Annotated in this window: 16 protein-coding genes; 8 read left to right on the top strand and 8 right to left on the bottom strand. The window is 71.7% G+C overall.

Features of this window, described 5'->3' with window-relative positions; all coding sequences use genetic code 11:
- Window positions 1–47 precede the first annotated feature (47 nt).
- From RCO28_RS13415 to miaA, 5 genes are all read right to left on the bottom strand, one after another.
- Window positions 48–1,604 carry a M1 family metallopeptidase gene (locus tag RCO28_RS13415; RefSeq protein ID WP_308941296.1) on the bottom strand — a complete coding sequence of 519 codons (1,557 nt, stop codon included), beginning with the start codon at window positions 1,602–1,604 and terminating at the stop codon, window positions 48–50.
- A gap of 87 nt (window positions 1,605–1,691) precedes the next feature.
- Entirely contained in the window at window positions 1,692–3,875 is a 2,184-nt protein-coding gene (locus tag RCO28_RS13410; RefSeq protein ID WP_308941295.1) for an HD domain-containing protein, read from the bottom strand.
- Between the two features lie 142 nt (window positions 3,876–4,017).
- Entirely contained in the window at window positions 4,018–4,902 is an 885-nt protein-coding gene (gene dapF / locus RCO28_RS13405) for a diaminopimelate epimerase (protein ID WP_308941294.1), read from the bottom strand.
- Window positions 4,903–5,111: 209 nt separating this feature from the next.
- Window positions 5,112–5,618 carry a hypothetical protein gene (locus RCO28_RS13400; RefSeq protein ID WP_308941568.1) on the bottom strand — a complete coding sequence of 169 codons (507 nt, stop codon included), beginning with the start codon at window positions 5,616–5,618 and terminating at the stop codon, window positions 5,112–5,114.
- 107 nt (window positions 5,619–5,725) lie between these two features.
- Window positions 5,726–6,664: a tRNA (adenosine(37)-N6)-dimethylallyltransferase MiaA gene (gene miaA, locus RCO28_RS13395; protein ID WP_308941293.1), complete on the bottom strand. Its 939-nt coding sequence runs from the start codon at window positions 6,662–6,664 to the stop codon at window positions 5,726–5,728.
- A gap of 134 nt (window positions 6,665–6,798) precedes the next feature.
- Between miaA and RCO28_RS13390 the strand changes: the two genes are divergently transcribed.
- Window positions 6,799–7,134 carry an antitoxin gene (locus RCO28_RS13390; RefSeq protein WP_308941292.1) on the top strand — a complete coding sequence of 112 codons (336 nt, stop codon included), beginning with the start codon at window positions 6,799–6,801 and terminating at the stop codon, window positions 7,132–7,134.
- Between the two features lie 29 nt (window positions 7,135–7,163).
- On the opposite strand, the gene RCO28_RS13385 is transcribed toward RCO28_RS13390, so the two are convergent.
- Window positions 7,164–7,880 (bottom strand): class III extradiol dioxygenase subunit B-like domain-containing protein, encoded by a 717-nt coding sequence (locus tag RCO28_RS13385; RefSeq protein WP_308941291.1) that lies wholly within the window; start codon window positions 7,878–7,880, stop codon window positions 7,164–7,166.
- A gap of 81 nt (window positions 7,881–7,961) precedes the next feature.
- Entirely contained in the window at window positions 7,962–9,506 is a 1,545-nt protein-coding gene (gene miaB / locus RCO28_RS13380; protein ID WP_308941290.1) for a tRNA (N6-isopentenyl adenosine(37)-C2)-methylthiotransferase MiaB, read from the bottom strand.
- 112 nt (window positions 9,507–9,618) lie between these two features.
- Here miaB and RCO28_RS13375 point away from each other — a divergent pair, with 112 nt between their 5' ends.
- Window positions 9,619–10,614, top strand: coding sequence for a TAXI family TRAP transporter solute-binding subunit (locus RCO28_RS13375; protein ID WP_308941289.1), 996 nt, complete (start codon window positions 9,619–9,621; stop codon window positions 10,612–10,614).
- Window positions 10,615–10,775: 161 nt separating this feature from the next.
- Here RCO28_RS13375 and RCO28_RS13370 read toward each other — a convergent pair whose 3' ends face one another.
- Window positions 10,776–11,801, bottom strand: coding sequence for a LacI family DNA-binding transcriptional regulator (locus tag RCO28_RS13370; protein ID WP_308941288.1), 1,026 nt, complete (start codon window positions 11,799–11,801; stop codon window positions 10,776–10,778).
- A 230-nt stretch (window positions 11,802–12,031) separates the two neighbouring features.
- Here RCO28_RS13370 and RCO28_RS13365 point away from each other — a divergent pair, with 230 nt between their 5' ends.
- From RCO28_RS13365 to RCO28_RS13340, 6 genes are all read left to right on the top strand, one after another.
- Window positions 12,032–13,348: a sugar ABC transporter substrate-binding protein gene (locus RCO28_RS13365; RefSeq protein ID WP_308941287.1), complete on the top strand. Its 1,317-nt coding sequence runs from the start codon at window positions 12,032–12,034 to the stop codon at window positions 13,346–13,348.
- A gap of 17 nt (window positions 13,349–13,365) precedes the next feature.
- The gene (locus tag RCO28_RS13360; protein ID WP_308941286.1) at window positions 13,366–14,298 is read left to right on the top strand and encodes a sugar ABC transporter permease; all 933 of its coding nucleotides are present in this window, start codon (window positions 13,366–13,368) and stop codon (window positions 14,296–14,298) included.
- Window positions 14,295–15,236, top strand: coding sequence for a carbohydrate ABC transporter permease (locus RCO28_RS13355; RefSeq protein ID WP_308941285.1), 942 nt, complete (start codon window positions 14,295–14,297; stop codon window positions 15,234–15,236). The genes RCO28_RS13360 and RCO28_RS13355 overlap by 4 nt, the downstream gene beginning before the upstream one ends.
- A 48-nt stretch (window positions 15,237–15,284) precedes the next feature.
- Window positions 15,285–16,538 (top strand): glycosyl hydrolase, encoded by a 1,254-nt coding sequence (locus RCO28_RS13350; RefSeq protein WP_308941284.1) that lies wholly within the window; start codon window positions 15,285–15,287, stop codon window positions 16,536–16,538.
- Window positions 16,539–16,565: 27 nt separating this feature from the next.
- Complete coding sequence (locus tag RCO28_RS13345; protein ID WP_308941283.1) at window positions 16,566–18,602, top strand: endo-beta-N-acetylglucosaminidase; 2,037 nt, start codon at window positions 16,566–16,568, stop codon at window positions 18,600–18,602.
- 80 nt (window positions 18,603–18,682) lie between these two features.
- Window positions 18,683–21,700 carry a glycoside hydrolase family 38 C-terminal domain-containing protein gene (locus RCO28_RS13340; RefSeq protein WP_308941282.1) on the top strand — a complete coding sequence of 1,006 codons (3,018 nt, stop codon included), beginning with the start codon at window positions 18,683–18,685 and terminating at the stop codon, window positions 21,698–21,700.
- Window positions 21,701–21,726 lie beyond the last annotated feature (26 nt).

Here is a 21,726-nt window from a genome sequence, read left to right as displayed (position 1 = left end):
ATTCGGTGCGTACGAACGGTCCGGTTCCGGCTCGGGCAGGGCTCGGCTCATCCGGCGTGGCCGTGGGAGTGTCCGGCGTGGCCGTGGGAGTGTCCGGGGGCGCCGTGGGAGTGCGCGGGCGTGACCGTACGAGTTCCGGGCTTGCCCTTGGCCTTCGGAGCGTCGGCCTTCCAGTCGGGGTGGCCGGGCATGGGCGGCGTCTTCTTCCCGTACAGCCAGGCCTTGAAGAAGGTGCTCAGGTCGCGGCCCGCGATGCCCGAGGCGAGGCGGGTGAAGTCGGCGGTGGTCGCCGTGGAGTCCACGTGCCGCCGGACCCAGGCGCGCTCCAGGCGCTCGAAGGCCGCGTGGCCGATCTCCTGGCGCAGCGCGTACAGGACGAGGGCGCTGCCGTCGTAGACGACCGGGCGGAACAGGCTGATCTTCTGGCCGGGTTCGGGGGCCTTGGGCGCGGCGGGCGGGCCGCCGGCGGCGCGCCAGCGGTCGGAGAGGCGGTAGGCCTGCTTCATCCGCTTCTGCAGGGGCTGCTTGGCGCGCTCCTCCGCGTAGAGGGCCTCGTACCAGGTCGCGTGCCCCTCGTTGAGCCACAGGTCGGACCAGGTGCGGGGGGTGACACTGTTGCCGAACCACTGGTGGGCCAGCTCATGGACCATGATCGAGTCGACGTACCAGCTCGGGTACTCGGGCTGTGTGAAGAGCCGGCGCTCGAACAGCGACAGGGTCTGGGTCTCGAGGGCGAAGCCGGTGGTGGCGTCGGCGGCAAGGACGCCGTACGTCTCGAAGGGGTAGCGGCCGACCTTCTTCTCCATCCAGGCGATCTGGCCCGGCGTCTTCTTGAGCCACGGTTCGAGCTTCTTGCGGTCCTTGCTCGGTACGACGTCCCGGACGGGCAGCCCGTGCGGGCCCTTGCGGTGCAGGACGGCGGAGCGGCCGATGCTGACCTGCGCGAGCTCGGTGGCCATGGGGTGGTGGGTGCGGTACGTCCACGTGGTGCTCTTCGCGCCCGCGCGGCGGCCGGTCGGCAGTCCGTTGGCGACGGCGGTCAGCTGCTTGGGGGCGGTGATCCGGAAGGTGAAGTACGCCTTGTCGGAGGGGTGATCGTTGCCGGGGAAGACGCGGTGGGCGGCGTCGGCCTGGTTGGCCATGGCGAGCCCGTCGCCCGTACGCACCCAGCCGCCGTCGGCCTTGCCCGCCGGGTCGCTGGTGTGCCGCACGGTGATCCGCAGCGGGCTGCCCTGGAAGACGGGCCGGGCGGGCGTGACGACGAGGTCCTCGCCGGTGCTCGCGAACCGCGCGCGGGCCCCGTTGACCTCCACGGAGCGGACCTTGCCCTGGGTGAAGTCGAGGTTGATCTGCTTCAGGTGGTCCGTGGCCCGCGCCTTCACGACGGTGACGGCGTCCAACGGCTTGCTGTTGTCGCCCCGGTAGCGGAGCGAGATGTCGTACGCGGTGACGTCGTACCCGGGGTTGCCGAGGTGCGGGAAGAGGCGGTCGCCGATGCCGCGCGGGGCGACCGGCGAGGGCGCGCTCGCTGCGAGCAGCGAGACGGACACGGCGGAGCTGGCGGTGGCGAGGAGTGCGGCCCTGATGCGGCGCGAGAGCAACATGAACCACCGCTATCAGCACGGGCCTTGGTTGCCGTGCCGACGCGCGACCGGCCCACCCGAACGGGGTGTTCCATCGGCCGCGCCGGTTCAGGACGTGGCCGCCGCGGGCTCCTTGCCGCGCCCCACGTCGTACACCCCCGGCACCTTGCGCATCGCCCGCATCAGGCCGGGGAGCTGGGCGGCGTCGGGGAGTTGGAGCGTGTACGAGTGCCGGACGCGGCCCTCGACCGGGGGCTCGACGGTGGCCGAGATGATGGCGGCGCCCTCCAGGGCGATGGCCTCGGTGAGGTCGGCGAGGAGGTGCGGGCGGCCGAAGGACTCGGCGATCAGCGTGACCCGGCACTCGGCGCCCTCGTCCAGCTGCGCCCAGTGCACCGCGACCGGCGCGCGACCCGAGGCCGACATCCGCTCGACCGCGGGACACTCCACGCGGTGCACGGTGACGGCGCCGCCGCGCACGGTGAAGCCGGTGACGGCGTCGGGCGGGACCGGGGTGCAGCAGCCGGCGAGGCGGACCGTGGCGTTCGGCAGGTCGACGACGGCGTTGGCCGCGGTGGGCCGCATCGCCTCGACGGTCAGCTGGGGCCGGGGGGCGGCGGCCGCGACGACCGGGCCTTCGGGGTGCGAGCTGAGCCAGCGGCCGATGGCGATGCGGGCGGCCGGCGTACGCGTGTGGTCGAGCCACTCCGCGTCGGGGCCCGAGCCGGTCTCCGGCGGGGCGAGCAGCACATGCACGGTGTCGCCGTCCCGCAGGACCGTACTGAGCGTCACCAGGCGGCCGTTGACCCGGGCGCCGATGCAGGCGTGGGCCTCCTCGCCGTACTGCGCGTAGGCGGCGTCGACGCAGCTGGCGCCCGCGGGGAGGTTCAGCGTGCCGCCGCCGGTGCGGTAGACGGTGATCTCTCGGTCCTGGGCGAGCTCTTCGCGCAGCGAGCTCCAGAACGTGTCCGGGTCGGGGGCGGAGCGCTGCCAGTCGAGGAGGCGGGAGAGCCAGCCGGGGCGGGTGGGGTCGACGCGCTCGCCCTCGCCGCTGTCCTCGTCCGAGCCCGCGTCGTAGGGATTGCCGAGGGCGACGACTCCGGCCTCGGCGACCTTGTGCATCTGGTGGGTGCGGATGAGGACTTCGGCGACCTCGCCGTCCTGACGGGTGACCGCGGTGTGCAGCGATTGGTAGAGGTTGAACTTCGGGGTGGCAATGAAGTCCTTGAACTCGGAGATCACCGGCGTGAAGCAGGTGTGCAGTTCGCCCAGGACGCCGTAGCAGTCCGCGTCCTCGTTGACGAGGACCAGGAGGCGGCCGAAGTCGGCGCCGCGCAGCTCGCCGCGTTTGATCCGGGAGCGGTGCACGGAGACGAAGTGCCGTGGCCTGATGTGGACTTCGGCGGCGATGCCGGCCTCGCGGAGCACGGCGCGGAACTCCTCGGCGAACTCGCCGAGCGGGTTGCCGGCCGCGGCGTTCTCGGTGATGAGGGTGCGGGTCTGTGCGTACTCCTCGGGGTGGAGGATCGCGAAGACCAGGTCCTCCAGCTCGGACTTCAGGGCCTGGACGCCGAGGCGTTCGGCGAGCGGGATGAGGACGTCCCGGGTGACCTTGGCGATGCGGGCCTGCTTCTCGGGGCGCATCACGCCGAGCGTGCGCATGTTGTGCAGGCGGTCGGCGAGCTTGATGGACATCACGCGGACGTCGTTGCCGGTGGCGACGAGCATCTTGCGGAAGGTCTCGGGCTCGGCCGCCGCGCCGTAGTCCACCTTCTCCAGCTTGGTGACGCCGTCGACGATGAAGCAGACCTCTTCGCCGAACTCCTCGCGTACCTGATCGAGCGTCACCTCGGTGTCCTCGACCGTGTCGTGGAGCAGCGAGGCCGTCAACGTCGTTGTCTCGGCGCCGAGTTCGGCGAGGATCAGCGTGACGGCGAGGGGGTGCGTGATGTAGGGCTCGCCGCTCTTGCGCATCTGGCCGCGGTGCGAGGACTCGGCGAGGAGATAGGCGCGGCGCAGCGGCTCGAGGTCGGCCTCGGGGTGGTGGGCGCGGTGGGCTTCGGCCACATGGCCGATCGCGTCCGGGAGGCGGCCGCGGGAGGTCGAACCGAGGAGCGCGGCCAGGCCGAGGCGGCGCAGATCGATGCGGGCGCGACCGCGTCTGCGGGGGCTCGCGGGGGGTGCGGGGGCTGCCGGGGCGGGCGTGGGCGGCGGCGCGGTGACGTGCTCGTGCACGGCCTCGCCGCCGTCCGGGGCGGTTCGCGCCGCAGTCCTCGATCCGTCCGCACTCATGGGAACCTCCGGCAGCTCGGCCGGCGGTCGGGGGCGGGGCGGCGGGTCCCCCCGTTGCCGGTGCTTGATGCTATCGAGCCCATCACGCGTCGCTCACCCGCTCTCGCTCAGCGTGAAACGGATCACCCATTCGAGCGAACGCTCACGCAATTCGGGTTTCGATCCACTCGGGAGTGATCTCGCCCTCGGCCACGATCACCGCTGGTCCGGTCATCTCGATCCCTCCGTCGGTCCGCTCGGTGATCACGAGGGTGCCACCGGGCAGATCCACTCTGTACGTCGCCGGCTCGCCGGTGTCGGACGGGCTCCGGCCGTCCCGGCGGGCCGCGGCCACGGCGACCGCGCAGGCGCCGGTGCCGCAGGAGCGGGTCTCGCCGGACCCGCGCTCATGCACCCGCATCGCCACGTGGCCGGGGCCCCGGTCGACCACGAATTCCACGTTCACCCCGTCCGGGTAGACCGTGGCCGGGGTCGTGTCCGGCGCGGCATGGAGGGCACCGGCGTGGGCCAGGTCGTCCACGAAGGCGACGGCGTGCGGGTTGCCCATGTTCACGTTCAGGGCGGGCCAGCTGCGCTCGCCGACCGTGACCGTGGCCTGCTCGGCGGGGAGCTCGGCGCGGCCCATGGAGACGGTGACGGCGGCCTCGCCCTGGGCGTCGGGCTTGGCGATGTGCGCCTTCTTCACGCCGCCGCGGGTGGCGATGGCGAGGTCACCGGCCTCCACATGACCGGCGCGCTGGAGGTGGCGGGCGAAGACGCGGACGCCGTTGCCGCACATCTCGGCGATGGAGCCGTCGGCGTTGCGGTAGTCCATGAACCACTCGGCCTCGTCCGCCATGTGCCGGGCCTCGGGGTGGGCGGCGGAGCGCACGACGTGCAGCAGGCCGTCCCCGCCGATGCCCGCGCGCCGGTCGCACAGCGCGGCGACCGCCGTGGCGGTCAGCTCGACGGCGTTGTCCGGGTCGGGCACGATCACGAAGTCGTTCTCGGTGCCGTGGCCCTTGAGGAAGGCGATCCGCGTGCTCATTCCTCGATGTTACGGCCTGCCGCACGAAGCCCTCGCCCGGCCTGTGGATAACCGTGATTCCGCTTACCCGGCGGGCCGTACGGAAGCAGGGCCCGCGGGACCGTAAGGGCAGGCAGGGCACCGTACGGACGGGGAGGCAGCGTACGAGAGGGGAGGCACCGTACGAGAGGGGAGGCAGCGTACGAGAAGGCAGGCCCCGTACGACGGAGTCAGCGCAGCCGGGCCACGCGCCAGACCGCGAGCACCGCGAGACCGGCGACGACCACGGCGTACAGGGCGATCACGCGCCAGTCGGGGCGGGCGCCGGAACCCCGCGCCGGCAGGCCGGGCCAGGTGTGGCCGACGCGGCGGGCGGCCATCAGGCCCCAGCCCGCGGCGCAGCTGCACAGGAGCAGGCCGAGCATGGCGACGACCGGGCCGCCCTCGCCGAACGCGAAGGCGAGCGGGAAGGCGAACATCAGGGAGCCGGTGGCGGCGAGGATCACGATGGGGGCGAGCTGCCAGAGCCGCAGCCTGCGCCGGGGCCGCAGCTCGACCTCGACCTCGGAGCCGGTCACGCCGTCGGGCACGTGCTCGTCCAGCTCGTCGGGGCCGTCCGCGACGACGCCGTCCGGGGTCGCACGAGGGCTGTCGGCAGGCGTGCGGGAAGCGTCAGGACCGTCGGGACTGAGCTGTCCCGGTTCCTCGTGTGCGGTGTCGCGAGGGCCGGCCTCCATAGCCACGCGCCCTCCCAACTCGGCTCCACTGGCTCGATCGAAGCTTGATGATGGCACGCCCCCGGGAGCCCGGATGACCGCCGGAGCGTCCCGATGCCATCACGTGATCAGGCTGTAACCGCTCGTTCGACCAACGCCAGGGCACTGCCTCGGAGTTCCCCCCGGTCCGCGGCGGCGCCGCTGAGCCAGTGCACCCGCGGATCCCGTCGGAACCAGGAGTCCTGGCGGCGCGCGAAGCGCTTGGTGGCGCGGATCGTCTCGGCGCGCGCCTCGTCCTCGGTGCACTCCCCCGCGAGCGCCGCGAGCACCTGCTGGTAGCCGAGCGCGCGGGAGGCGGTGCGCCCCTCGCGCAGGCCCTGGCGCTCCAGGGTGCGCACCTCGTCGACGAGGCCGTCCGCCCACATCCGGTCGACGCGGACGGCGATCCGCTCATCGAGCTCGGGCCGCGCCACGTCGACGCCGATCTGCACGGTGTCGTAGACGGAGTCGTGGCCGGGGAGGTTGGCGGTGAAGGGGCGGCCGGTGATCTCGATGACCTCCAGGGCGCGGACGATGCGGCGGCCGTTGCTCGGCAGGATCGCCTTGGCGGCCTCCGGGTCGGCGGCGGCGAGCCGGGCGTGCAGGGCGCCGGAGCCGCGCAGGGTCAGCTCTTCCTCGAGGGCGGCGCGGACGTCCGGGTCGGTGCCGGGGAACTCCAACTGGTCGACGGCGCCCCGGACGTAGAGCCCGGAGCCGCCGACGAGGATCGGCCAGCGGCCCTCGGCGAGCAGCCGGTCGATCTCGGCGCGGGCGAGCTTCTGGTACTCGGCGACGCTGGCCGCGACCGTGACGCCCCAGATGTCGAGCAGGTGGTGCGGGATGCCGCCGCGCTCCTCGGGGGTGAGCTTGGCGGTGCCGATGTCCATCCCCCGGTACAGCTGCATCGAGTCGGCGTTGACGACCTCTCCGCCGAGCTGCCCGGCGAGGAAGACGCCGAGATCGGACTTGCCGGCCGCGGTGGGGCCGACGACGGCGATGACCCGGGGGGTGTCTGGTGCGCTGCTCACCGCCCCAGTCTCCCAAACCCGGGCGTGTGCCGGTTCCACGGGCGGGACAGTCCGCTGCTCCGGCCTACGCGCATTTTCGCCGGTACGAGTACGTTTGGAGTGATCGGACCGGTTATGGCGGGAGAGGTGGAGCCATGAGCTTCCTGAACAAACTGAAGGACAAGATCGCCCCGGCGAAGGAGAAGGCCGCGGGCCTCGCCAAGGAGCACGGGGACAAGATCGACCACGGCCTGGACAAGGTCGCGCGGACGGTCGACCAGCGGACCAAGGGCAAGTACAGCGACAAGATCCAGCACGGTACGGGCAAGGCGAAGGAGGGGCTCCACCGGTTCGCAGACAAGGGCGACGGCACGCAGGGTCCGGGGGATACGCCCGGCCCGGGTGGCGCGCCCGGCCCGGGCGGGACGCAGGGCCCTGGTGGTACGGGCACTCCTCCTCCGCCGCCGCCGGGCGCGGGCGGTCCTGCCTAAAAACTGCCTACGAGCTGCCTAAAAGCTGCCTAGGACCAGGCGGCCACCAAGTACCCCACCCCGTAAGGCGCTTCGTCGTAGAGGAGCGCTCCGCTGAGGCCGGCGCCCTCGGCTGCGCCCGCGAGGACCTGCCAGGGCGCCCGACCCGCCGCCTTCAGCTCGTACGCGAGTTCCGTGTCGAGGGACGTGAGCGCGGCGAGGTCGGCGGCGCCGAGTGCGCGGGCGGCCTCCGCGTCGAAGGCGACGGCGCGTTCGTCGAGGTAGCCGGGGGACTTGAGGGTGCGGCAGGCGCTGGCGTCGCCCATGACGAGGAGGGCCACGCGCTCGCCCTGGGCGGCGAGTTCGCGTCCCGCCTCGACGCAGCGCTCGGTCGACAGGGGCTCGCCCACGCCGAGTCCGGTGACGGGCGCGGACGACCAGGCGGCGCGCTCCAGGAGCCAGGCGCCGACGGCTAGGGACGCGGGGAGTTCCCGGTCGGCGGGTGCGGCCGGGTCGGCCGGGCCGAGGTGGACGTCGAGGTCCACGCCGAAGCCGCGGAAACTGCCGCGGGCGCCCTGCGGATGCGTGCCGCGGCGGCTCTGCTCGGCCGGGCCGACCACGATCAGCCGGTCCGGGCGGGCGGCGGCGAGCACGGCAACCGCGTCGGCACAGGCGGCGCGGGCCTCGGCCAGTTCACCGGCGGCGCCTGCGGCGACCTCCGGCACGAGGAGCGGTGGACAGGGGCAGACGGCTGCGGCAACGAGCATGATCGGCAGGGTAGCTGGCGCGGTCTGCCGCAGCCCGTACGGGCACCGCCGGCAGGAGCCCGTACGGCAGGTCCGGGAAGGTCAGTCGCAGCCGCAGCCCGAGGGGGCCGGGGTGGCCTGCGGGGCGGGGGCGCCGATGGTGGGCAGGCCCAGCATGACGCCGGCGGGCTTCGCGGCCTCGGCGGCGTTGCGCTTCGCCCAGGCGTCGCCCGCGCGGGTGCGGCGCACGTCGAGGACAGGGCCCTCGGCGAGCAGGTGGTGCGGGGCGGCGTAGGTGATCTCGACCGTGACGACGTCGCCGGGGCGGACCTCGGCGTCCGGCTTGGTGAAGTGCACCAGGCGGTTGTCGGGGGCGCGGCCGGAGAGGCGGTGCGTCGTGCCGTCCTTGCGGCCCTCGCCCTCGGCGACCATCAGGTCGAGCGTGCGGCCGACCTGCTTCTTGTTCTCCGACCAGGAGATCTCCTCCTGGAGGGCGACGAGGCGCTCGTACCGCTTCTGCACGACCTCCTTGGGGATCTGGCCGTCCATCTCGGCGGCGGGCGTGCCGGGGCGCTTGGAGTACTGGAAGGTGAAGGCGTTCGCGAAACGGGCCTCGCGGACGGCGTGCATCGTCTGCTCGAAGTCCTCCTCGGTCTCGCCGGGGAAGCCCACGATGATGTCGGTGGAGATCGCCGCGTCCGGCATGGCGGCGCGGACCTTCTCGATGATGCCGAGGAAGCGCTCCTGGCGGTACGAGCGGCGCATCGCCTTCAGGACCGGGTCGGAGCCGGACTGCAGCGGCATGTGCAGCTGGGGCATCACGTTCGGCGTCTCTGCCATGGCGGCGATCACGTCGTCCGTGAAGTCGCGCGGGTGCGGGGACGTGAAGCGGACGCGCTCCAGGCCCTCGATCCGGCCGCACGCGCGGAGCAGCTTGCTGAAGGCCTCGCGGTCCCCGATGTCGGAGCCGTACGCGTTGACGTTCTGGCCGAGCAGCGTGATCTCGGAGACGCCCTCGGCGACCAGGGCCTCGATCTCCGCGAGGATGTCGCCGGTCCTGCGGTCCTTCTCCTTGCCGCGCAGCGCGGGCACGATGCAGAAGGTGCAGGTGTTGTTGCAGCCCACGGAGATCGACACCCACGCGGCGTACGCGCTCTCGCGCCGCGTCGGCAGCGTGGACGGGAAGGCCTCAAGCGACTCGGCGATCTCGACCTGCGCCTCTTCCTGGACGCGGGCGCGCTCCAGGAGGACGGGGAGCTTGCCGATGTTGTGCGTGCCGAAGACGACGTCGACCCAGGGGGCCTTCTTGACGATCGTCTCGCGGTCCTTCTGCGCGAGGCAGCCGCCGACGGCGATCTGCATGCCGGGCCGCCTGGTCTTCATCGGGGCGAGCCGGCCGAGGTTGCCGTAGAGCCGGTTGTCGGCGTTCTCGCGGACCGCGCAGGTGTTGAACACGACGACGTCGGCGTCACCGTCGGCGCCCTCGGGCGCGCGCACATAGCCGGCGTCCTCGAGGAGGCCGGAGAGCCGCTCCGAGTCGTGGACGTTCATCTGGCACCCGTAGGTCCGCACCTCATAGCTCTTCGGAACGGCTACGTCCTGTGCCTGCTTGTCGTCCACGGTCTCACTCCGGCCCACGCTGGTCATACGGACAAGGGTAAGGGGGCCTGGGGGAGCGTCGGGACGAGAGGCGGGATCAGGGTCGGAAGCGTGAGGGAGCCCTGGTCGGCGGGTGGGGTGAGCTGGCAGGATCGCGGTCATGTCGCAGGCACTCCCCCGGATCAGCAGGCGCCGCGCCCTGCAGGGCTCCGCGGCCGCCCTGGTGATCTTCGGGCTGCTGCTCTGGTGGCTGCTGCCGCTCGGCGAGTCGTCGCCGGGCGGGAAGGTGGTCTTCAGTACGGGCGTGCAGTCGGGCGTCTACCAGCGGTACGGGCAGCTCCTCCAGGCGGCCGCCGCCGACGATCTGCCCGACCTCGACCTGGAGCTGATGCAGAGCGAGGGCTCGCAGACGAACGTGGCGCGGGTGGCCACGGGCAAGGCCGACTACACGATCGCGGCGGCCGACGCGGTGGAGAAGTACCTCCAGGAGAACGGCCCCGGCTGGCAGCGCCTGCGCGGCTGCGCACGGCTCTACGACGACTACGTCCAGCTTGTCGTGAAGCACGACTCGACCGTGACGCGCGCCGCCGATCTGCGCGGCAAGCGGGTCGCCGTCGGGCAGGAGGGCTCGGGCGTACGGCTGATCGCGGAGCGGGTCCTGCGGGCGGCGGGGCTCGACCCTGCGAGGGACGTCGAGGCCGAGCCGAGCGGCATAAACAAGGCTCCGGAGCAGCTGGAGAAGGGCGAGATCGAGGCGTTCTTCTGGTCCGGCGGGCTGCCCACGACGATCGTGCGGGAGCTGTCGGAGCGCGCCGACATCCGCCTGGTCCGCCTGGACGACCTCGTCAAGGGCCTGCACAAGCAGGGCGGCGCCTCGCGGTACTACCGGGCCGCGGTGATGCCCGCCGACGCGTACCCGGGCATGCGGGAGAACACCGCGGTGCCGACGATCGCGGTCGCCAACCTCCTGGTCACCACCGACCGCGCGGACGAGGCCCTGACCGAGCGTCTGACCCGTACGGTGATCGACAGCCGCGACCACATCGGCTCCAAGGTCCACGCGGCCCAGCTGGTGGATCTGCGCACGGCGATCTACACGGATCCGTTGTCGTTGCACGACGGCGCTCGGCGGTATTACCGGTCGGTGAAGCCGTAACCGCGGCGCCGGCCTTTCTCCCCTCCCCGCCCCTTCCCGAAAGTCCTGCGGACAGCTCTCGGGGGCTGCGCCCCCGGGCCCCCGCTCTGTCGTTCGGCTGCTGCGCCGTCGTGGCTGGTCGCGCCCCGCGGCGGAGCCGCACATGTCACAGCCCCGCGCCCCTATCGGGGCCGCCCCGTGCTCTCCCTCGGTTCCAGGCGTGGGAGTTCCGCCTGGATGCTGCGCACCGGCCCCCCGTCGAGCCGGTCGAGAAGTTCCTGCGCGGCCAGTCGGCCGAAGCCCGAAGTGTCCCGGACGAGTGCCGTCAGGCGGGGGTGCGTGACGCGGCACAGGGCCGAGTCGTCCCAGGCCACGATGGACAGTTCGGCCGGTACGGCGGTGCCGCGCTCGGCCGCTACGGAGGCGCCCGCGACGGCCATCACGTCGTTGTCGTAGATGATCGCGGTCGGCGGCTCCGCCTCGTCGAGGATGCGCCGGGTGGCCTCGGCGCCCTCCGCGTCGGAGTAGTCGGTGGTCACCGAGCGGGCGGCGGTGAGGCCGAGCCGGGCGGCCTCCGTACGCAGTGAGCTGATCCGGCGTTCGGTGTGGGCGAGGCCGGGCAGTCCGGCGACGTGCACGACGCGGCGGTGTCCGAGTTCGTGGAGGTGCGCGAGTACGGAGGCCATGGCGGCGGAGTCGTCGGCCCACACCGTGGACAGCTCGGCGGAGCCCGAACCCGACGCGGGCGCGCCGATGACCACGGCGGGCAGGCCGAGCGAGGCGAGCAGCGCGGGCCGCGGATCGTGCGCGCGCGGGTCCACGACGAGCACGCCGTCGACCCGCTTCTCGGCCCACCAGCGGCGGTGCACCGCGCACTCGGCGTCGATGTCCTCGACCACCTGGAACAGGAGCGCCACGTTCCGGGAGGCGAGCACTTCCTGTACGCCGGAGACGAGTTGGAGGAAGAACGACTCGACGCCCAGGGTGTGCGCGGGCCGCGCGAGCACGAGGCCGACGCATCCGGCGCGCAGCCCCGACAGGGCGCGGGCGGCGCTGTTGGGCTGCCAGCCGAGCTCTTCGGCGACGCGCTGGACGCGGTCCCTGGTGCCCTGGGAGACCCCCGGCCTGCCGTTGAGCGCGAAGGAGACGGCGCTCTCCGAGACCCCTGCCCGGCGCGCGATGTCCTTGATGGTGGGGCGACGCGTCATGTCGTGGGCTCCTCGTGCTTCTTGCTCTACGTCGCGGCGGGATCACCGGTGCGCGCAATTTAAGCTAAACCGCATTAGGTCCTCAAGCCCTGTCTCACCTCAGGCCCGGTCAACAACCAGCAGGAAAACGCCGGTTGAGCCAGACCCATTGACACCGCTAAACCGCATTAGTAGAACTTCGGTTGCGCGCATACAAGTTGTTTCCGGTCCGACCAGAGGAGCCGCAAGCCATGCGCATATCCCGTCGACAAGAGCGCCATACGGCCCGCCGTGCCGCCACCGCGACCGCGATCGCCACGGCGTGCGCACTGCTCACGACGGCCTGCGGGGCGTCCGGCGGTGCCGGCTCGGACAGCGCGTCCGGCAAGGTCGAGGGCACGGTCAAGTTCCAGACCTGGAACCTCAGGACCAACTTCAAGAAGTACTTCGAGGGCCTCATCGCCGACTTCGAGCAGAAGCACCCGGGCACGAAGGTCGAGTGGATCGACCAGCCCGCCGAGAACTACGCCGACAAGCTCAGCGCCGACGCCGCCGGCGGCACCCTGCCCGACGTCGTGAACGTCTCCCCCGACCTCGCCGTCCCGCTCGCCAAGGCGGGCCTCGCCCTGGACCTGGACAAGGCGGCGGGCCAGTACAGGGACGAATACCTCGACGGCGCCTGGAAGAGCCACCGGATCCCGGGCATGGAGGGCACGTACGCCTTTCCCTGGTATCTGAACACCGGCCCGATGTTCTACAACAAGAAGCTTTTCAAGGAGGCGGGCCTCGACCCCGAGAAGCCGCCGACGACGTACGACCGGCTCTTCGAGGACGCCAAGGAGATGGCGGACCGGAGCAAGGGCAGGATCGCGATGCTCGGCAACGCCCCGGCGATCGAGGACTTCGGCCGCTACGGCGTCCCGCTCATGGACGAGCAGGGCACGAAGTTCACCTTCGACGACGCGAAGGGCGTCGAACTCCTCAAGAAGTACAAGGAGTTGTACGACGCGGGCGCGCTCGACTCGCAGGCCCTGACCAACGAGGCCGAGGCGACGGGCCGCAAGTTCCAGCAGCAGTCCATCGCCATGAACCCGGGCAGCGCCCTCGACCTGGGCAAGTTCAAGAAGGAGGCGCCGAGCCTCTACAAGAACATCGGCATCACGCCCGCGGTGAGCAACACCGGCAAGGACAACATGTACGTGCAGGGCGTGATGGTGAACGCCCGGAGCGAGGTCAAGCCGGCGGCCGTCGCGTTCGCGCACTTCCTGACCAACGCCGAGAACCAGATGGACTTCGCGCACGAGGTCACGGTCTTCCCGTCCACCGAGGGCAGCCTGGACGACCCGTTCTTCACCGAGGAGGACGGCACGGACGAGACGCGGGTGCGGGTCGCGGCCGCCAAGTCCCTGAAGACCGCGGTGAATTACACCCCGGTGCTGTTCAGCGACCAGATGAAGACGGTCCTGCGCAACGAGGTCGCCAAGGCCATGCAGGGCGAGAAGTCCCCGCGGCAGGCCCTGGACGACGCCGTGGCCGAGTGCGACCGGCTCCTGAAGAGCGCGGGCTGAGACGGGACGTACCGCAGATGAGCCGCCTTATCCGCACCCATCTCCCCTCCAGCAGCCGTATCCGCACCCATCTCCCCTCCAGCCGCCGTATCCGCACCCATCTCCCCTCCAGCCCCTGGCTGTTCCTCGGCCCCGGCCTGCTGATCGTCGGCGGGTTCAGCCTGTATCCGTTCGTCTCTACGGTGATCAGCTCCTTCACGGACGAGCGCACGCTGATCGACGGGCAGTACGTGGGCGGCGCCAACTACCAGGAGCTGATCCACGACGACATGTTCTGGACCGGGCTGCGCAATAGCGTCCTGGGCGCCGTGCCGCTGCTCGTGGTCCTGCCGCTGCTGCTCGCGCTCCTGGTGCAGCGGCACCTGCCCGGCATCACGTTCTTCCGTTCGGCGTTCTACACGCCCGTGGTCGCGTCCGTGGTGGTCGTCGGCCTGATCTGGGTGTGGATGCTCGACGACCGCGGCCTGGTCAACTCCGTGCTCGGGGCGCTCGGTCTCGGCAGGGTGTCCTTCCTCAGCGACCAGTGGCTGCTGCTGCTCAGCGCGATGCTGGTGACGGTCTGGAAGGGCCTCGGCTACTACATGATCATTTACTTGGCGGCGCTCACCAACGTGCCCCGCGAGCTGCACGAGGCCTGTGCCGTGGACGGAGCAGGAGCCGTGCGCCGGTTCTTCACCGTGACCGTCCCGGCGGTCCGCTCGACGATGGTCCTGGTCGCCGCGCTGTCCTCGGTCAACGCCTTCAAGGTCTTCTCCGAGGTGTATCTGCTCGCCGGCCCCGGCGGCGGCCCCGGCGGCGCGGACACCACGCTCGTGATGCTGGTGCAGCAGGTCGGCACGGGCCTCAGCGGCCGGGTCGGCTACGCCTCGGCGATCTCCGTGGTGGTCTTCGTGATCACCCTCGGCCTGATGCTGCTGGTGCTGCGCGCCAACCGCAAGGAGGACGCATGAGTACGCTCACCGCCTCGCGGCCCCCGACGCGACGCGAGGACCGCCGCGGGGGCCGCCGCCGCGAGGAGCGCCGCCGCGAGCGGCTCGACGAGAAGCAGCGGCAGAGCGGACGCCGGTTGCCCGCAGGGCAGTTGGTGCTGCGGTACGCCCTGCTGCTCGCGGTGTTCGCGCTGATGGTCGGCCCGTTCCTGTGGCAGCTGTCGACGTCCCTGAAAGGCCCGGCGGAGGACATCTACAGCTACCCGCCGAAGCTGCTCCCCGGCGACCCGACGCTCGACAACTACGCGAAGGTCGCCGACCTCATCCCCGTCTGGGACTTCGCCCTGAACTCCCTGAAGGTGGCCACGGCCAATGTCCTGACCAACTGCGCGGGCGCCGCACTCGCCGGATACGCCCTGGCCAGGATGCGCTTCCGGGGCCGCAGGGCCGCGCTCGTCGTGTTCGTGATGGCGATGCTGGTGCCCGTCGAGTCGATCATCATCGCCCAGTTCATGACGATGCGGGAGCTGCAGCTCAACAACACCCTGCTCGGTGTGGTGCTGCCCGCCTGCATCGGCGCGATGAACGTCCTGCTGATGCGGAACGCGTTCGCCAACCTGCCGTACGAGGTCGAGGAGGCCGCGTACGTGGACGGGGCCAACGCCTGGCAGCGGTTCTGGCGGATCGCGCTGCCCTCGGTGAAGGGCACTCTCGCGGTCGTCGCGATCTTCGCGTTCATGGGTGCCTGGGACGACTTCCTGTGGCCGCTGATCGTGCTGAGCGACCAGTCCAACTTCACGCTCACCATCGGCCTGAACTATCTGCACGGCACGTTCGCCCACGACCAGCGCCTGGTCGCGGCCGGGACCATCATCGCCGTACTCCCGCTGATCGTGATGTTCGCCTGCCTCCAGCGGTTCTTCTTCCGGGGGGTCGGTGAGGGGGCGGTCAAGGGCTGACCGACCGCCTCGGCCCCCTTCCATGTACACCTTCGAACTAGGGGCTCCATGACGCACGCCGCCTCCCCCCGCTTCGGCGCCAACTACACGCCCACGCAAGGCTGGTTCCACCACTGGCTCGACTTCGATCTCGATGCCGTACGGGCCGACCTCGACTCGATCGCGCAGCTCGGGCTCGACCACATCAGGGTCTTCCCGCTGTGGCCGCTGTTCCAGCCGAACCGCACCCTGATCCGCCCCCGCGCCGTCGAGCAGCTGGTCGCCCTGGCCGACGCGGCCGCCGAGCGCGGGCTCGACGTGAACGTCGACGGGCTCCAGGGCCACCTGTCCAGCTTCGACTTCCTGCCCGCGTGGACCCGGACCTGGCACCGGCGGAACCTCTTCACCGACCCGGACGTCGTCGCCGGGCAGGAGGAGTACCTGCGCACCCTGGCCGCCGCGCTCGCCGACCGGCCGAACTTCCTCGGCATGACCGTCGGCAACGAGGTCAACCAGTTCTCGTACGATCCGCATCCGGACCCGGACCGCATCTCCCCTGAGCAGGCGGCGAGTTGGCTGGAGCGGATGCTGGCCGCCTGCGAGGCCGGGGCGCCCGGCAGGCTGCATCTGCACGCCGAGTACGACGCCGCCTGGTACCAGGACGGGCACCCCTTCACGCCCGCGCAGGCCGCCCGGATCGGCGGTGCGACGGCCGTGCACTCCTGGGTGTTCAACGGCACGGCGCAGCGGCACGGCCGCACCGGCACGGCCACCGAGCACCATGCCGCGTACCTGATCGAGCTGGCCCGTGCCTGGCACACCGATCCGCACCGGCCGGTGTGGCTGCAGGAGGTCGGGGCGCCCGCGCCGCACATCCCGGCCGAGCACGCCGCGCACTTCACCGAGGCGACGGTCGCCAACGCCCTGGACTGCGCGCACGTGTGGGGCGTCACCTGGTGGTGCTCGCACGATGTCTCGCGCGGGCTCGCCGACTTCCCCGAACTGGAGTACTCGCTCGGCCTGTTGACGGTCGACCGGGCCGTGAAACCCGCGGGCAAGGCTATCGCCGGCATCGTCGAGGAGTGGCGCGGCCGCGAACACCGGCCCGCTCCCCGTACGACCGCGCTGGTCCTGGACACCGACCCGGTGACCGCCCCCGACCGCTCGGTGTGCGCGCCCGGCGGTGCGTTCTTCGAGGCCTGGGCCGCCCTCACCGCGCAGGGCGTACGGCCCGCCGTGGTCCTCGCCGAGTACACGCACGACAAGGAACACCTGGCCGCGCGCGGCATCACCGCGACGGTCACCCCCGACGAGGTCGTCTGAACTCTCCCCCACCGAGGAGCCCCGGCCATGACCCGCAACCACCCCACCCGCCGCACCGTCGTCCTGACCTCGGCCGCCGCTGCCGCCGCGCTGCTCACGCCCGCGACCCGGGCGACGGCCGCGACGGGACGGCCCGCCTCCGCCGACGACCTGCAGCCGTACGCGTCCTACTGGTTCCCCGACTCGCTCCCGTCCGGCAGCCCGGGCGAGGGCGTCGTCTGGCGCTCCCTGCTCGACTGGACCCCTCAGGGCGACGCGGACCTGGCGTTCAACCGCTCGACGGTGCCGCTCGCGCAGCGCTTCACGCCCGTTCCGGTGAACACCTCGGCCCGCGCCGACCGGGCCCGGATCGCCTCCCTGGTGTCGTTCCACCCGACCGCGGGCAACCCCGCGCAGGGCGCCGCCACCGCCGACCACTACGCCCTGACCCACTGGGCGTACATCGACGAGCTGGTGTTCTGGGGCGGGTCCTCGGCCGAGGGCATCGTGCTCGCCCCCAACGCCCCGGTCGTGGACGCCGCCCACCGCAACGGCGTCCCCGTGCTCGGCAACGTCTTCCTGCCCCCGGCCGCGTACGGCGGTCAGCTGCGGTGGACGCGTGAGCTGGTGCAGCGGGACGCGTCCGGCCGCTTCCCGGTGGCTGAGCAGATGGTGCGGGTGGCCACCGCGTACGGCTTCGACGGCTGGTTCGTCAACGCCGAGACGGGGGGCGGCGACGCCGAGCTCGGCGCCCGGATGCTGGCGTTCCTGGAGGAGTTGAAGCGCCTCGGTGAGCCGCACGGGCTGCGGATCACCTGGTACGACGCGATGACGAGGAACGGCTCCGTCGACTGGCAGGACGAGCTGAACGCCGCCAACCAGGACTTCTTCCTCGCCTCGGACTCGATGTTCGTCAACTTCAACTGGAACACCGGGAAGCTCGCCGCCTCCGGCCGCCTCGCCCAGGACCTGGACCGCGACCGCTACGAGCTGTGGGCGGGCGTCGACGTCGAGTCCGGCGGCTGGAACACCTCCGTCGACTGGGACGCGGTCCTCCCGCCGGACGCCGACCCGGTCGTGTCGTACGGCTTCTACCGGCCCGAGTGGACCCGGAACCATCTGCCCGAGGACCGCACGCCCGAGCAGTTCCACGCCGCCGACGACCGCTTCTGGACCGGCGAGTCCCTCGACCCCGCGCGCCCGGGCGGCAGTTGGCGCGCCCCCGCGTCCGCCGTCGCCGACCGCTCGACGGTCACCGGCCTCCCCTTCGCCTGCTCCTTCAACACCGGCCACGGACTGAAGTGGTACGAGGACGGCCAGGTCCGCTCGGACACCGCCTGGAACCAGCTCGGCCTCCAGGACCGGCTGCCCGGACGCCGCTGGGTGGTCCGCACCGAGGGCGCCCGCCCGAAGGTCGCCCTGGACTTCGCGGACGCCTGGCGCGGCGGCTCCAGCCTGCGCGTCGACGGCACCCTGGACGCGCCCACCACGGTCGAACTGCACGCCACCCGGCTCCCGTTGAGCCCGTCGACCGTCGTCCGCCTCGCCCAGCGGGTGGAGTCCGGCGGCCCCGTGACGGTCGAGCTCGGCGTGGCCCTGCGGGAGCCGGACCAGGCCGGCGATCCGCTCCCGTACGCGTTCCTGCCCGTGGGGAAGCCCGACTCCGGCGGCTGGTCCGAGGCCGAGGTGCGGCTTGGCTCGCTCGGCGGCAGCGGCACGGTGCACGGACTTGCCGTACGCCTCACCTCGTCCGGCGGTCCCGTCACGTGGCGGCTCGGCGCGCTCGCCGTCCGGGACGCGCAGGAGGAGATCGCGGCGCCCTCCGGCCTGAAGGTCGACCAGTCGTCCGGCGACGGCCAGTTCCGCCTCTCCTGGAAGCCCGCGCCCGGTCCCGTACGCCATTACGAACTCCACCGCGTCCTGCCCGACGGCGCCCGCCGCTTCCTCACCGGCACGTGCGCGCGGGCCGCGTACGTGCGGGGACTCAGGGCCGAGCAGGGCGAGAGCGCGGTGCGGTTCGAACTGTGTGCGGTGGGAGAGCTGTTCACCGCCTCCGAGACGGTTGCGGTCGCCCACCCCTGGTAACCCCTCCTCGTACATCCCCGACACCGAGTGAGTCCGCCGGACAGAGTCGAACAGATACGTCGAACAGATACGGAGCCCCCATGCATGACGACCGCGCCCTCGTAGAGGCCCGCCTCAAGCGTGTGCTCGACGAGCGCATCCGCCCCGCCGTGTACCCCGAGTCGGTGCCGCTCGCGGTCGAGGCCTGGGTCGCGCCGGGCGAGCCGGTGCCGGTGGCCGAGGGCCTGGCCGCCTCGCACACGCCGATCGAGGTCGGTACGCGGTGGGGGGCGCCGTGGGCGACGACCTGGTTCAAGGTGACCGGCGAGGTGCCCGCCGAGTGGGCCGGGAAGACCGTGGAGGCGGTGCTCGACCTGGGCTTCGACGAGCGGATGCCGGGCTTCCAGTGCGAGGCGCTCGTCTACACGCCGGACGGCGAGCCCCTCAAGGCGGTCAACCCGCGCAATCAGTGGGTGCGCGTGGGCGACCCGGTCGCGGGTGGGGAGCGCGTCGAGTGGCGCCTGGAGGCGGCGTCCAACCCGGTGATCCTCGGCGACAACCCGTTCCGGCCGACCGACCTGGGCGACAGGGACACGGCGGGCGACGAGCCGTGTTACGTCCTGACGCGGATGGACCTCGCGGTCTTCGACCGGGACGTGTGGGAGCTGATCCAGGACCTGGAGGTCGTCGGCGAGCTGATGCACGAGCTGCCGGTCGAGAACGGCCGGCGCTGGGAGCTGCTGCGCGCGGTCGGCCGCTGCCTGGACGCGGTGGACCTGCAGGACGTGGGCGGTTCGGCGGTCGCGGCCCGTTCACACCTCAAGCGGGTGCTCGAAGCTCCGGCCGACGCCTCCGCGCACCGGATCAGCGCGGTCGGGCACGCGCACATCGACTCGGCGTGGCTGTGGCCACTGCGGGAGACGGTCCGCAAGGTGGCGCGGACGACGTCCAACATGACCAACCTCCTGGAGAGCGAGGACGAGTTCGTCTTCGCCATGTCCCAGGCCCAGCAGTTCGCCTGGATCAAGGAGCACCGCCCGGAGGTCTACGCGAAGGTCAAGAAGGCGGTCGCCGAAGGCCGCTTCGTACCGTCCGGTGGCATGTGGGTGGAGTCGGACACCAACATGCCGGGCTCGGAGGCGATGGCGCGGCAGTTCGTGCACGGGAAGCGGTTCTTCATCGAGGAGTTCGGCGTCGAGAACGAGGAGGCGTGGCTCCCCGACACCTTCGGCTTCGCCGCGGGCCTGCCGCAGATCATCAAGGCGGCGGGCTCCAAGTGGCTGCTCACCCAGAAGATCTCCTGGTCGCAGATCAACAAGTTCCCGCACCACACCTTCCAGTGGGAGGGCATCGACGGCACCCGGATCTTCACGCACTTCCCGCCGGTCGACACGTACAACTGCTCCATGAAGGGCAGCGAGATCGCCCACGCGGCACGGAACTTCAAGGACAAGGGCGTCGCCCGGCACTCGCTCGCGCCGACCGGCTGGGGCGACGGCGGTGGCGGCGCGACCCGCGAGATGATCGCGAAGTCCCGCCGGATGAGGTCGCTTGAAGGCTCGGCGACGGTCGAGTGGGAGAAGCCCGCCGAGTTCTTCCGCAAGGCCGAGGCGGAGTATCCGGAGCCGCCGGTCTGGGTCGGCGAGCTGTACCTGGAGCTGCACCGCGCGACCCTCACCAGCCAGGCGAAGACCAAGCAGGGCAACCGCCGCAGCGAGCACCTGCTGCGCGAGGCGGAAATCTGGGCGGCGACGGCGGCGGTCCGCACCGGATTCGCCTATCCCTACGAGCAGTTGGACCGCATCTGGAAGACGGTGTTGTTGCACCAGTTCCATGACATCCTGCCCGGCTCGTCCATCGCCTGGGTGCACCGCGAGGCGGCGCAGACGTACGCGGCGGTCGCCGAGGAGCTGACCGGGATCGTCGAGGCGGCGCAGCGCGCGCTGGCCGGGGACGGCGACACGGAGCTGGTCTTCAACGCGGCGGCGCACACGCGCGGCGGGGTGGCGGCGGGTGCGGCGGGTCCGCTGGTGGAGACCAGCTCGGTCACGGTCACTGCCCGCCCGGACGGCGGTCACGTCCTGGACAACGGCCTGCTGCGGGTGGAGATCGACGAGCGCGGTCTGGTCGTCTCGGCGTACGACATCGCGGCGGACCGCGAGACGGTCGCTCCGGGCGAGGCGGCCAACCTGCTGCAGATCCACCCGGACTTCCCGAACATGTGGGACGCGTGGGACGTCGACGCGTTCTACCGCAATGTGGTCACGGACCTCACACAGGTCGACTCCCTCACGGTGGAGGGGAGTTCGGTCACGGTGACGCGCAGCTTCGGCGACAGCCGGGTGCGGCAGACGCTGTCGCTGCCCTCTGACGCGAAGCGCCTCGACATCGACACCGAGGTCGACTGGCACGAGACGGAGAAGTTCCTCAAGGCGGCCTTCCCGCTCGATGTGCACGCGGAGCGGTACGCGGCGGAGACGCAGTTCGGGCATCTGTACCGCCCCACGCACACCAACACCAGCTGGGAGGCCGCCAAGTTCGAGGCGTGCAACCACCGCTTCGTGCACGTGGCGGAGCCGCACTGGGGCGTGGGCCTGGTCACCGACTCGACGTACGGCCACGACGTGACCCGCACGGTCCGCCCCGCCGCGACGGGCAACCCCGGTACGACGACGACCGTCCGCCTCTCCCTCCTTCGCGCCCCGCGCTTCCCCGACCCGCAGACCGACCAGGGCGTCCACCGCTTCGGCTACGCGCTCGCCCCGGGCGCGACGGTCACGGACGCGGTCCGTGAGGGCTACGCGATCAACGTGCCGGAACGGCGGGTGCTCGGGTCGGGGCCGGTCGGACCGCTGGTGTCGGTGGACCTCGACGAGGTCGTACTCAGCGCTGTGAAGTTGGCGGACGACGGTTCGGGGGATGTGGTGGTACGGCTGTACGAGGCTGCGGGCGGGCGTGCCCTTACGAGCCTGCGCCTCGGCTTCCCGGCCGGTTCGGTGACGGCTACGGACCTGCTTGAGCGTCCGCTGGAGGGGGCGTCGGGGTACGAGCTCGACGACGGTCAAGTGAGGCTCTCGCTACGGCCGTTCGAGCTGGTGACGCTGCGTTTCGCTCGCTGAGTTCTCCCCTCGAACGCCGGAGGGGC

It is taken from the genome of Streptomyces sp. LHD-70, assembly GCF_031157275.1.
Classification (GTDB): Bacteria; Actinomycetota; Actinomycetes; order Streptomycetales; family Streptomycetaceae; genus Streptomyces.
This window is presented reverse-complemented; position numbering and strand designations above follow the sequence as displayed.